Annotated in this window: 11 protein-coding genes; 9 read left to right on the top strand and 2 right to left on the bottom strand. The window is 32.1% G+C overall.

The genetic code is table 11. From position 1 onward, the window contains the following. Positions 1-202 precede the first annotated feature (202 nt). Together ACH2BV_RS10950 and ACH2BV_RS10945 are read right to left on the bottom strand one after the other, a co-directional pair. Positions 203-1,438 (bottom strand): NAD(P)/FAD-dependent oxidoreductase, encoded by a 1,236-nt coding sequence (locus ACH2BV_RS10950; protein ID WP_395050767.1) that lies wholly within the window; start codon positions 1,436-1,438, stop codon positions 203-205. Positions 1,439-1,453: 15 nt separating this feature from the next. Then, on the bottom strand, positions 1,454-2,515 hold the full coding sequence (locus tag ACH2BV_RS10945) for a class I SAM-dependent methyltransferase (RefSeq protein WP_395050766.1): 1,062 nt from the start codon (positions 2,513-2,515) through the stop codon (positions 1,454-1,456). Between the two features lie 193 nt (positions 2,516-2,708). On the opposite strand from ACH2BV_RS10945, the gene hutH reads away from it, so the two are divergent. The 9 genes from hutH (at position 2,709) to ACH2BV_RS10900 (ending at position 12,515) form a co-directional block, all read left to right on the top strand. Continuing rightward, a complete protein-coding gene (hutH, locus tag ACH2BV_RS10940) occupies positions 2,709-4,229 on the top strand; it encodes a histidine ammonia-lyase (protein ID WP_395050765.1) in 1,521 nt (506 codons plus the stop codon). Between the two features lie 33 nt (positions 4,230-4,262). Beyond that, on the top strand, positions 4,263-5,030 hold the full coding sequence (locus ACH2BV_RS10935) for a hypothetical protein (RefSeq protein ID WP_395050764.1): 768 nt from the start codon (positions 4,263-4,265) through the stop codon (positions 5,028-5,030). 294 nt (positions 5,031-5,324) lie between these two features. Beyond that, positions 5,325-6,434, top strand: coding sequence for a WG repeat-containing protein (locus ACH2BV_RS10930; protein ID WP_395050763.1), 1,110 nt, complete (start codon positions 5,325-5,327; stop codon positions 6,432-6,434). A gap of 8 nt (positions 6,435-6,442) precedes the next feature. After that, a complete protein-coding gene (gene fabG / locus ACH2BV_RS10925) occupies positions 6,443-7,174 on the top strand; it encodes a 3-oxoacyl-ACP reductase FabG (protein ID WP_395050762.1) in 732 nt (243 codons plus the stop codon). Positions 7,175-7,192: 18 nt separating this feature from the next. Then, entirely contained in the window at positions 7,193-8,428 is a 1,236-nt protein-coding gene (locus ACH2BV_RS10920; protein WP_395050761.1) for a beta-ketoacyl-[acyl-carrier-protein] synthase family protein, read from the top strand. Further along, entirely contained in the window at positions 8,421-8,672 is a 252-nt protein-coding gene (locus ACH2BV_RS10915) for an acyl carrier protein (protein WP_395050760.1), read from the top strand. The genes ACH2BV_RS10920 and ACH2BV_RS10915 overlap by 8 nt, the downstream gene beginning before the upstream one ends. 85 nt (positions 8,673-8,757) lie before the next feature. Next, on the top strand, positions 8,758-9,651 hold the full coding sequence (locus tag ACH2BV_RS10910) for a lipid A biosynthesis acyltransferase (protein WP_395050759.1): 894 nt from the start codon (positions 8,758-8,760) through the stop codon (positions 9,649-9,651). Positions 9,652-9,714: 63 nt separating this feature from the next. After that, the gene (locus ACH2BV_RS10905; RefSeq protein WP_395050758.1) at positions 9,715-11,367 is read left to right on the top strand and encodes a phytoene desaturase family protein; all 1,653 of its coding nucleotides are present in this window, start codon (positions 9,715-9,717) and stop codon (positions 11,365-11,367) included. A 239-nt stretch (positions 11,368-11,606) separates the two neighbouring features. Continuing rightward, a complete protein-coding gene (locus ACH2BV_RS10900) occupies positions 11,607-12,515 on the top strand; it encodes a dialkylrecorsinol condensing enzyme DarA (RefSeq protein WP_395050757.1) in 909 nt (302 codons plus the stop codon). The last annotated feature ends 176 nt before the right edge of the window (positions 12,516-12,691 follow it).

Raw genomic sequence — 12,691 nt, 5'->3', positions numbered from 1 at the left:
CACAAACTTAAAACGTTAATTTTTAATAAGTTTACGGTTTTCCGTAAAGGGATGGTTTATTTTAAAAAAAACTGACCTACTAAAAAACATATAGTTATTCAGATTAGAATATTTCATTTTAATTTGTCAGCAAGATTCTTTAGGTGGGTTCTAAAAATTGATTTTTTTTGATTTTTCTATAAAACAAACCCCATTCGTTTAATCATTGCCCATTTTTTAGTAAATGAGCCATATTTTTGATTACATTTTCGTGTTTTTTTACAAAAGGATTGTTTTCATCCCAAACATAGCCTGCAAGAACAGCACATATTTTTTGTTTGACATCTGGGTCTTCCGGTTGGTGGAAAAATAAGGTTTGAAGATTTCCGGTATACCATTCCTTTACATAAGTGGTAAACACAGCAATACCTCGCTTCATATATCCAGTAAATTCGTCTTCCCAATCTACAGTAATTCCTTGAGATTCTTTTAAACACAATTTTGCGGCAAGCATACCAGATTCAGTAGCAAAAGCAACTCCAGAGGAGAAAACTGGATCTAAAAACTCTGAACTGTTTCCTGTTAAAGCAAAACCATCGCCATACATTTTTTTTACAGATCGGGAGTAATTTTCTAATTTCACAGGCTCAAATAAGAAGTCAACTCCAGCAAATCGTTTAATGTAAAAATCAGATAATTTAATAGCATTATTTAATGCTTCTCTGTTATCTTTATTTTTAGAGAGTGAATTAATAAAATCAGTTGGACCAACGACGCCCAGACTTGTATTTCCGTTTGAAAAAGGTATTACCCACAACCAAACTTGAGTTTCTAAAATATCAAAAGAAATTTGTGTTCCTTCAAGTCCTTCTGGTCTATTGTTGTCTTTTACATGTGTGAAAATAGAGGAATGTGGGTCTAGTTTTGAAGGCGTATCTAAATCTAAAAGTCTTGGCAAAACTCTACCGTAACCACTGGAATCAATGATGAACTTAGCGTGAATTTCTTTAAGATTTCCGTTTATATCTTTGACAACAGTTGAGGAATTTTTTCCTTCGAAAGAAACTGATATTACTTCTGATTCAAATTCTAAATCAATTCCTTTCCTGATTATTTCTTGTGCCATTGTGTTGTCAAAATCAGCTCTTGGCACTTGCCAAGTCCAATCCCAACCTTCACCAAATTTATTGCTAAAATCGAAAATGCAAATTTCTTCGCCTCGAATGAAACGGGCTCCTAATTTCTTTTCAAAATTCATTGCATCTAAACATTCAAATAGTTCCGCTTCTGCAAAATGATCCATAACTCTTGGAATCAAGCTTTCGCCAACGACCAATCTAGGAAATTTTGTTTTTTCGACTACTTTTATTTTGACTCCATTTTTATGCAGATATGATGCGGAAACACATCCAGACGGACCAGCTCCAATTATTAAAACATCTACGTATTCCTGTAACATAATTTTAATTTTAAATTATTTTTTCTTGCATTTAATCAAAGTATGGCTCATTCCTATGATTTCATGCAGTTCATCAACCACAAAACCAGTTTTTTCAATTAAATTCAAAATATCTTTTGAATGATACATCTGGCTGTTTCCATTGGCAACGGCTGTAAAATATAAAGATGTTGCGTGTAAACTGTATGTTGATGCTTGAAATTTTTGTAAATCCCAAAAGGTTTCCAAAATATAAAAACTAGCATCAGTTGTCATCGATTCATATGCTCTTTTAAAAAGACCTGAAATTTCCTCTAATGAAAAACAGTCAATAAATTGACTCATCCAGATAACATCAAAACCTTTTGGAAAATGAATAGAATTGTCTAATAAATTAATATCAGTTGCTGATATTCTATCTTCAAATCCAGCTTTAATAATATTTTTTCGGGCAACATTAGTTTGTCCTGGTAAATCTAAAATAGTGATTTTTACATTTGGGTTATATTTTGCACACTGCAATGAAAAATTACCTGTATTACCGCCGACATCTAATAAATATTTTGGATTATCCTTAAATAAAATAGGCATTATTTCTGGAAAAGTATAATCTGAATAAAAATGGTCAAAATCGAACCAGCTTTTCTTGCTTTTTCCAGGTAATTCTGATAAGCCTATATATACAGTATCCCAATCCCCCAGTTCTTTTAATCCTTCTGGTTTTCCATTTACAATTGATTCTTCAAGATGATTGATTGCTTGGTAATTAACATCTTGGGTAAAATCCATATTGATATTGGTCATTTTATCTCTCAAAATAAAATAGCCCGTTTTTGTCAAAATGAATTCATTGTCTTTCAAATAAACCATTTCTAGACTTAAACCCGCTTCGAGTAAAACTTTCACACCATATAGCGAGAGAGATAGAGCTTCGGCAATGGTTTTTATACTTGCTTTATTATTTTGAAAAAGATATTCTAATATGCCAAGATTTCGAAGTGACTTTGCCGCTTGAAACATTATTGGGGCAAAAGCAATCTTTTGTGCATCTAAATTGGCCTGAACTACATTTTTCTTGTCATTCCCGAAATCATTCATTATTAATTTGTTTATTTGTAAGAGGTTGTTTATGAAACAGTTATAATTATATATAGGCGGTTGGTTAAAAAGAAGTTTTGCCTTTCATTTCTAAGCGAGATTGTCTTACATTTGCTCATCCAAATTAACCACAATAAATTCTAAATACAAATTAATTTTTAAGTTATTTAGTTAAAATTAATACGCCAGTTGAATGAATACTATAAATGAATATCTAAGTTTAAAGGAGTTTGAGTCCATAATCTTTGAGAATAATAAAATAGCTATAAGCGAGGTTGTTTTAAATAGGGTAAATGAAAGCTTTATTTTTTTAAAGGAGTTCTCTAAAAACAAAGTTATTTATGGAGTGAATACTGGTTTTGGTCCAATGGCTCAATACCGTATCAAAGATGAAGACAGACTTCAACTACAATACAATTTAATTAGAAGTCATTCCTCAGGAACAGGAAAACCTTTAAATGCCCTTTGTGTGAAAGCGGCAATTTTGGCCAGATTAAATACGCTTTCTTTAGGGAATTCTGGTGTTCATCCTTCAGTAATTCATTTGATGAAGGAATTAATCAATAAAGATATTACTCCTTTGATTTTCGAACACGGAGGCGTTGGTGCAAGCGGTGATTTAGTTCAATTATCTCATCTCGCTTTAGTATTGATAGGTGAAGGAGAAGTTTTTTACAAAGGAGAAAGAAGTCCAACTCAAGAAGTTTTCGAATTAGAAAATCTTAAACCTATTCAGGTTGAAATCAGAGAAGGTTTAGCATTGATTAACGGAACATCTGTAATGACCGGAATTGGTGTTGTAAATGTTCATTATGCCAATAAATTACTTGATTGGTCACTGAAATTTTCTTGTGCTATCAATGAAATTGTCCAAGCTTTTGATGATCATTTCTCAGAAGAATTGAATAACACAAAACGTCATAAAGGACAAAGAGAAGTAGCAGCAAGAATGAGAGAAAACCTTGCAGACAGCACTTTGATCCGAAAAAGAGAGGACCATTTATACTCTGGTGAAAATACCGAAGATATATTCAAAGATAAAGTACAGGAATACTATTCCTTACGTTGTGTTCCTCAAATTTTAGGCCCCGTTCTAGAAACTATAAATAATGTAGCCTCTATTCTTGAAGACGAATTTAATTCAGCAAATGACAATCCAATAATTGATGTAAAAACCCAACACGTGTATCACGGCGGAAATTTCCACGGCGATTATATTTCATTAGAAATGGATAAGTTAAAAATTGTAATTACCAAATTGACAATGCTTTCCGAACGTCAATTGAATTTTTTGTTGAATTCAAAAATCAACGAAATTCTGCCTCCATTTGTAAATCTTGGAACACTAGGATTTAACTTTGGAATGCAGGGAGTTCAGTTTACGGCAACCTCAACTACCGCCGAAAATCAAATGTTGTCAAACCCAATGTATATTCACAGTATTCCTAATAATAATGACAATCAGGACATTGTGAGTATGGGTACAAATGCAGCTGTAATTACCGCAAAAGTAATTGAGAATGCCTTCGAAGTATTGGCGATTGAACTGATTACAATTGTTCAGGCAATTGATTATTTAGAACAAAATGACAAAATATCATCAGTTACTAAAAAAATATTTGAAGATGTTCGTGCAATAATTCCAATATTCAAAGAAGATCAGGTGATGTATCCATTTGTTCAGCAAATCAAGGATTATTTGATAAATAATTAGTACTTTGGTATGTTTTTAATTAAAATCAAAAAAATGAAACTAAAAATTACTTTAATTGCATTTACATTCATTTCTTATTTAGGCTTTTCACAAGATATTATTATTCGTAAAAATGGAAGTGAAATTAAATCAAAAGTTACTGAAATAAGTGAGTCAGCAATCAAATATAAAAAATGGGATAATATAGAAGGTCCTGTTTATAGTATTCAAATTTCATTAGTTTCAATGATTAAATATGTTAATGGACAACAAGAGGTATTTGATGATAGTATCAAATCTTTAGGAACCAACAACCAAAATGACAATATTGTTGAACCTGCTAGAAATGTTGATGAAGCAGTTAAAAAATACCCAAAACTTCCTCTTAAAGAAATTCCTTATTATTTAAATGATGAGAATAATAGTTTGACAGAACTTGAATCTACAAGTTCCAAAACAGAAAGACTACATTCTGGAGCTTGGGGTCATGTTACTATTATATCTATTTCAGGAATTACCTCCAATATACGCATCTCTAAAAGAGATAACCTCCAATTTCTTATTCAATTTGATGATTCAAAAGAAAATCCTAATACTCTCTGTGAGTTAGTACCATGTGTAATAAAAGGACAAAGACAGTTTGTTGATTATAAGGAAGGAGCTCATGGTAAAATAAAACAGAATGGAATACCTATTCAATTCAAAAAAATAAATAACAATGGACTTTATCTAATTACTCTTTCTAAAAACTTGTCTAAAGGAGAATATTTTTTTAGTATGATTAATCAAAACGAAGTATATGCTTTTGGATTAGACAAATGAATGGATTAAGAACTAATTAAGATATTCTTGTTGGAAAACATGATTCTCAACCAGAATGTTTAATAGTTGAAAAATTTCTATAGAAGTTAATCCTGAAATGCATAATTTTAAAGCTGCTGGTAGAGAGGGTCGATTAATTATTGAGGTGATTTAGAAGTTAAAGAGAATCTTTGTTTAAGTTATTTACTAAATGAAAATAATATAAAAAAGTAATTTGATTGTCAGTTATGCAAGGTTTATACTTTGTAGTAATCAATTGATTTTAACTTTTGGTTTTAATTAAAATATACTGTTATGAAAAAAGTAGTGTTTTTTTTATTAATTTTATTTCAATTTACAAATGCTCAAGAGCTAGCATTGGTAAGGAAAGACGAAAAATTTGGATATATATCTAAAAATGGAGAATTTGCTATTCAGCCCAGATATAAAATAGCAAAAAATTTTTCTGAAGGATTGGCTGCCGCTGAAGAAAGCGGTAAATGGGGCTTTATTGACACCAAAGGAGAATGGATTATTCCGGCTACTTTTGACTATGTAAAATATTTCAAAAATGGGGTTTGTGTGGTGTCAAAAAATAAAAAATGGGTTTATATTAATACAAAAGGAGAAATTCTCACAGCGCCTTCATCTGATAAGGTTTATGATTTTGAAGATGGTGTTGCTCTTATAAGACAAGGAGATAAAATAGGTTTGATTAACAATATAATGGAAGTTATTTTAAAACCACAATATGATGTGATAAAATCATTCCAAAACGGATATGCCAGAGTACGAAATAATGATCTTTGGGGAATTATAGACAATACCGGTAAAGTTATAGTTGAAATAAAATATGAAGAAATTGGTGATTTCTATAAAAACACTGCCTGGGCAAAATCAGGAAAATCTTTCGGATTGGTGAGTAATGGAATTTTTATTGTCGTTGATGGTGCTGATAAAATCTGGGATTTTAATGTTCAGGATGTAACTTATGCCAGGAAAAATGATAAAATTGGTTTTATTAATTTAGAAGGTAAATGGATTATTGAACCAAAGTTTGAAAAAGCTAAAGCGTTTATGAAGAATTTAGCACCAGCGGCTTCTGGCGGAAAATGGGGTTTTGTTAATTTAAAAGGAGACTTTGTTGTAGAACCAAAATATAAAGATGCAGACATTTTCAGTGAGGATGGATTAGCACCGGTAAAAGATTCAAAATGGGGCTTTATTAATGAAAGTGGAGAATTGGTAATTCCTACACAATATGAAATTTCTTCTATAGGTTTTTCTATGTTTAGCAATGAAGATAAAGGATTTATTAATGGTTTAGCCAGAGTAAAAAGCGATAAAGGATGGGGTTTTATCAAACTAGACGGACAAGTGTTAGGAAATCAATGGTATGAAAACGCAGAGCCTTTCCAAAAATAAAATTATATATGAAGTGTGCATTAGTAACAGGTGGTTCAAGAGGAATAGGTAGTGCAATTTGTCAAAAGTTAGCAATTGATACCGATTATCATATTCTGATCAATTATCAATCTAACAAAGAAGCTGCCGAGAAAACTTTGGAAGCAGTAATCAAAAATGGAGCAACAGCTGAGATTATTTGCTTTGATGTTGCTAATTTTGAAGAAGTAAAAACAGTTTTAACACAGTGGCAGGATGCAAATCCGGAAGCGATTGTTGAGGTAATTGTCAATAATGCCGGAATTGCAAAAGACGGATTGTTTATGTGGTTGACTCCACAAGATTGGACCAGCGTTGTGAACACAAGTTTGAATGGTTTTTTTAATGTAACCAACTTCTTTATTCAAAAAATGTTGCGTAATAAATACGGTCGAATTGTGAACATCGTTTCCCTTTCGGGAGTAAAAGGAACCGCTGGACAAACTAATTATTCTGCTGCAAAAGGAGGTGTTGTTGCTGCTACAAAAGCATTGGCACAAGAAATTGCAAAGCGAAATATCACTGTAAACGCAGTTGCTCCCGGTTTTATTAGAACTGATATGACCAGCCAATTAGATGAAAAAGAATTAATAAAAATAGTTCCCGTGAATCGTTTTGGTGAAGCCGAAGAAGTGGCTGATTTAGTGAGCTTTCTCGTTTCAAAAAAAGCCAGTTATATCACTGGCGAAATTATTAATATAAATGGAGGAATTTATTCTTAAAAATTTACTTTAACGATAATGAATAAAAGAGTTGTCATAACAGGAATGGGTATTTACTCGTGTATTGGAACGTCATTAGACGAAGTAAAAGAATCTCTTTTTTTAGGAAAATCAGGAATTGTTATAGATCCTGAACGCAAGGAATTTGGATTTCAATCTGCCTTAACCGGAATGGTTCCAAAACCTGATTTAAAAAATTTACTAACCAGAAGACAAAGAATAAGTCTTGGTGAAGAAACTGAATATGCCTATATGGCAACAATTGAAGCATTGAAAAATGCCAATATTGATGATGCTTTTTTCGACGAAAATGAGGTCGGAATTATGTACGGCAATGATAGTGTTTCAAAAGCTATTATAGAAGCCACTGACATCATTCGCGAGAAAAAAGACACTGCTTTAATAGGCTCTGGAGCTATTTTTAAATCGATGAATTCGACGGTGACAATGAATCTTTCTACGATTTTTAAATTAAGAGGAATCAATCTTACCATTAGTGCTGCTTGTGCCAGTGGATCTCATTCAATAGGATTGGCTTATTTTTTAATTAAAAGCGGTTTCCAGCAAATGATAATTTGTGGTGGAGCACAAGAAATCAACAAATATGCGATGAGTAGTTTTGATGGTTTGGGCGTTTTTTCTCCCAGAGAAGATGAGCCAACAAAGGCTTCCAGACCTTTTGACGCCAGTCGAGACGGATTAATTCCGAGTGGAGGTGGAGCTACATTAATTTTAGAAAGTTACGAATCAGCTATAAAACGAGGTGCAACTATTATCGCCGAAGTTGTGGGTTATGGATTTTCATCCAATGGCGGACATATTTCAACTCCAAATGTTGAAGGACCATCAATCGCAATGAAAAGAGCCCTTGATGAGGCAAATTTAAAACCAAGTGATATTGATTATATCAATGCACATGCAACCTCAACACCAGTTGGTGATGGCAATGAAGCCAAAGCTATTTTTGAAGTTTTTGGCGAAAATAATCCCTATGTGAGTTCCACAAAATCTATGACAGGACACGAATGTTGGATGGCTGGTGCAAGCGAAGTCATCTACTCTGTCTTAATGATGCAAAATGATTTTATCGCACCAAACATTAATTTGGAAAACCCAGATGAAGACGCAGCAAAATTAAATTTGGTTAAAACCACATTAAATAAAAAAATTGATATATTTTTGTCGAATTCCTTCGGATTTGGAGGGACAAATTCAGCATTAGTAGTTAAAAAGTTTAAATTAAACAATGAATAAAGAAGAAATAATTCACAAGATAAACGGATTCCTAATTGAGGAATTCGAAGTAGATGGAGATGACATTCAACCAGAAGCTAATTTAAAAGAGACTTTAGGCTTAGATAGCTTGGACTATGTTGATTTGGTAGTTTCAATTGAATCTAATTTTGGCGTGAAATTAGTTGAAGTAGATTTTATAGAAATTGCTTCTTTCCAAAGTTTTTATGACTTAATTGAAAACAAACTAAAGCTTAAAGCTTAAAATTGAATGCTTAATTTTTTGAACCGAAACTTCGGAACAAAATTCTGCTCCTGAAAACTTTCAGGACTAAAATCTAAAATCTGAAATGAGTCAATGGGACGGAAAATCTAAAGGAACAGTTTTAGGATACAAAATATTTGTTTTTTTTATTAAAAAAGCAGGAATCAAATCAGCTTATTTTATTCTTTATTTCGTAGCCTTATACTATTTTATTTTTCTCAAAAAAAGCAATAAAGCCATCTTTTATTACTTCAAAGAAAGACTTGGCTATTCCTATTTTAAATCAAAAAGAATGATATTCAATAGTTATTATACTTTTGGACAAATAATTCTTGATAAAATTTCTATCGCAGCAGGAATGCGAAATGAATTCACTTATGAATTTGATGGTGAAGAGATTCTAAAGAAACTCTTAGTTGAAAAAAAAGGAGGAATTCTTATCAGTGCTCATATTGGTAACTTTGAAATAGCGGAACATTTTTTTGGTGAAATCGATATAAATTTTCAAATAAACCTTGTTACTACTGACTTAGAACATACGGCTATAAAAAAATACCTTGATAGAATTACCCAAAAACCGAGCGTTAAATTCATTCTCATAAACGATGATATGTCTCACGTTTTTGAAATAAGTGCTGCTTTGGGAAGAAACGAATTGATTTGTTTCACTGGTGACAGGTATTTTGAAGGTGTCAAATCTTTACCCGAAAAATTATTAGGGCAAGAAGCCCAATTTCCTGCAGGTCCATTTCTTATCGCCTCCCGGTTAAAAGTTCCGGTTGTTTTTGTTTATGTAATGAAAGAGCATAATTTGCATTATCATCTTTATACAAGAGAAGCTCAAGTGAAAAACCGTGATGAAAAAGGGTTGTTAAAAGCATATTCAGAAAGTGTTGAATCGATGCTCAAAAAATATCCACTACAATGGTTTAATTATTTTGATTTTTGGGATCAATTAGAAAAGCAGAGTGAAAAATAAATATTAATACTGCAAATTGAGTTATTCTATTCATTTTGTATTTTGGGAAAACCACTAATTAAAATGGAAGAATTCGACACAATTATTATAGGTTCTGGCGTTGGTGGTCTGTCAACTGCGATTTGTTTGGCAAGAGCCGGGCAAAAGGTGTTGGTTTTAGAACAACATTATGTTCCTGGAGGTTGGGCTCATAGTTTTACCTTAAACGGTCAAAGATTTAGTCCGGGAGTACATTATGTTGGGCTTATTGACGAAGGACAAACTACTAACGAAATGTACCGTGGATTAGGAATAGCAAATGACCTCGTGTTTTTTCGAATGAACAAAAACGCCTATGAACATTGTTTGATAAATGGTGAGAATTTTGACATTCCAGCCGGAATTGAAAACTGGAAAAAAGCATTGACAACTCGTTTTCCCAAAGAAGCAAAAAACATCAATGAATACTTAACTTTAATTCAAAGAGTTAATTTTGAATTGCAATTGATTCCAAAACTGGAAGGCTTTTGGCAAAAAATTACCGTTCCATTCAGAACCAAACATTTTGGAAAATTTGCTTTGTTTCCCTTAAAAAAAGTCATCGGCTGGCACATCAAAGATCCATTGCTGAAATCCGTTTTGAATATTCAATGTGGCGATCACGGGCTTTCGCCAAAACGAGCCTGTTTTCCGGTTCATTGTTCAGTAATGAGCCATTATTTTGAAGGCGGATTTTATCCAATGGGCGGCGGCGGTGGCATTGTAAAAGCAATGACGAATGGAGTTAAAAACCACGGTGGTGAAGTGCGAGTGAAGCAAGATGTGGCAAAAATTTTAATTGAAAATAAAAAAGCTATCGGAATTGAACTCAAAAACGGGCAGCAAATTTTTGCCAAGACGATTGTTTCTAATGCTGATCCATCCATAACGTATTTGGATTTAATTGGTAAAGAACATTTGAGCAAAGGTTTGATTAAGAAATTAGAAAACACAAAATATTCGGTTACTTCCCTGATTTTATTCCTGACTTTAGATATGGATGTGACCCAATTTGGCATTGATTCCGGCAATATTTGGATGATGAAAGACGAGAACGACGATGCCAATTTTGAGAATTTAATGAATGGCAACATCGCTGAAGGAGATTCTTTTCCTGCCGTTTTCATTAGTTGTACCACAACAAAAGATCCTGTAAGTTTCAACGGGAGATACCATAATTTTGAGGTGGTAACTTATATCAATTACGATAATTTACCCAATTTTAACGGATTAGAGGATCATCATTCTGAGAACTATAAAATTTTCAAAGAAAAAGTCATTACTAAATTGATGAATAACATCGAAAAAATTATTCCCGGAGCCAAACAAAAAATTGTTCAAGCCGAATTAGGAACTCCAAAAACCAATGAATTTTATATCAATTCCACCAAAGGAAATGTGTATGGAACCGAGAAAACCTTAAATCAGGTTGGACCATTTTCGTATAAAAATAAAGCTGAAATCGAGAATCTTTATCTTTGTGGAGCAAGCACACTTTCGCACGGAGTTGCAGGAGCGACTCAATCTGGAATAGTGGCTGCAGCAGGAATTTTGAATTGCAAACCCGACGATTTAATGATAGAAGATGCCAATCAAAAAATCCAAATTTATGATGCCGAAGATGCAGCAACTTGGCCGGAATGGGTTCTTGCTAAGAGATTAGACAAAATCAGAACTTTCAAGGAAGCCAAAATCTGATAACCTGAGTTTAATTATCAAAATTTTCATAAAACTCAACAATTAGACAAAAAACATCAATTATTTGTCAAAATTAATCCTAAGAGAAATAATTGTTTAAATATATGGATTTCAATAACTTAAAAGTATGCCTGTTTACTTTTTTAATGCGATTTTTTTTACTTTAAAATTTTAGCCGAATTCAGTAATTAGGATAAATTATTTTTTTTAATTAGATTCGTATTTATAAATTGCAAAAAATGAAAAACGTCCTTGTTGTCTATTATTCTCAAAGCGGACAATTGGAATCCATAGCAAGAAACATTGCCAAACCACTTCTGGATTCAGGTGAAATTAATGTTACATTTCATGAAATTCAATTGGAAAAACCATTTCCTTTTCCTTGGAATACTGAAGCTTTTTTTGATGCTTTTCCAGAATCTTTTTTGCAAATCCCAACCCCTTTAAAACCCATTTCTTCTGAAATTTTAAATACAAAATTTGATTTAATTCTATTGAATTATCAGGTTTGGTATTTGTCGCCTTCCATTCCTATAAACTCATTTTTAAAAAGTCAGGATGGACAAAAACTTTTAAATAACACACCGGTCGTAACTATCAGTGGGTCTAGAAATATGTGGATATTGGCTCAGGAAAAAGTGAAACAATTATTAAAACAAAACAATGCTCAACTCAAAGGAAATATAGCTTTGGTTGACCGAGCTGGAAATTTAATTAGCGTTGTTACCATATTTGACTGGATGCTTTCAGGAATTAAAAGAAAGTATTTGGGTATTTTTCCATTACCGGGGGTTTCGGATAAAGACGTTAAAGAATCTTCAAAATTTGGAAAAGTTATTCTGTCTTGTTTAATTGTTAATAATTTAGAAAATTTACAACCTAAATTGCTTGAACTTGATGCTGTAAGAGTTAAACCATTTCTAATTACTGTAGACAGAACAGGAAATAAGATTTTTAATATATGGTCTAATTTTATCATTAAAAAAGGAGAATCAAGAAAAACTTGGCTCAAATTTTTTAAAATCTATTTGTTTGTTGCAATATGGATAATCTCGCCAATAGTGTATGTATTTTACCTTATTTTTTACCCGTTAATGATGAATAAAATAAAGAATGAAAAATTGTATTATAAAGGAATAGTAATTTAAATTTAAGAATATGTTTGATGTTTATATAACAAAGGCAAGTAAATTTTTGCCCAATAAAGTAATTTCTAATGATGAAATGGAATCTTATTTGGGCTTAATCAACAATACAGTATCGAAAGTAAAAAACTTAATTCTAAGAAATAATAAGATTACTTCTCGCTATTATGCCTTGGATA

Source organism: Flavobacterium sp. (assembly GCF_043780635.1).
Taxonomy (GTDB): Bacteria; Bacteroidota; Bacteroidia; order Flavobacteriales; family Flavobacteriaceae; genus Flavobacterium.
This window is presented reverse-complemented; position numbering and strand designations above follow the sequence as displayed.

Excerpts from the sequence above, each read along its gene's own strand:
- ACH2BV_RS10950 (WP_395050767.1), bottom strand. The coding sequence starts at position 1,438 with ATGTTACAGGAATACGTAGATGTTTTAATAATTGGAGCTGGTCCGTCT.
- ACH2BV_RS10905 (WP_395050758.1), top strand. The coding sequence starts at position 9,715 with ATGGAAGAATTCGACACAATTATTATAGGTTCTGGCGTTGGTGGTCTG.
- ACH2BV_RS10900 (WP_395050757.1), top strand. The coding sequence starts at position 11,607 with ATGAAAAACGTCCTTGTTGTCTATTATTCTCAAAGCGGACAATTGGAA.
- ACH2BV_RS10945 (WP_395050766.1), bottom strand. The coding sequence starts at position 2,515 with ATGAATGATTTCGGGAATGACAAGAAAAATGTAGTTCAGGCCAATTTA.
- fabG (WP_395050762.1), top strand. The coding sequence starts at position 6,443 with ATGAAGTGTGCATTAGTAACAGGTGGTTCAAGAGGAATAGGTAGTGCA.
- ACH2BV_RS10935 (WP_395050764.1), top strand. The coding sequence starts at position 4,263 with ATGAAACTAAAAATTACTTTAATTGCATTTACATTCATTTCTTATTTA.
- ACH2BV_RS10910 (WP_395050759.1), top strand. The coding sequence starts at position 8,758 with ATGAGTCAATGGGACGGAAAATCTAAAGGAACAGTTTTAGGATACAAA.
- ACH2BV_RS10930 (WP_395050763.1), top strand. The coding sequence starts at position 5,325 with ATGAAAAAAGTAGTGTTTTTTTTATTAATTTTATTTCAATTTACAAAT.
- ACH2BV_RS10915 (WP_395050760.1), top strand. The coding sequence starts at position 8,421 with ATGAATAAAGAAGAAATAATTCACAAGATAAACGGATTCCTAATTGAG.
- hutH (WP_395050765.1), top strand. The coding sequence starts at position 2,709 with ATGAATACTATAAATGAATATCTAAGTTTAAAGGAGTTTGAGTCCATA.
- ACH2BV_RS10920 (WP_395050761.1), top strand. The coding sequence starts at position 7,193 with ATGAATAAAAGAGTTGTCATAACAGGAATGGGTATTTACTCGTGTATT.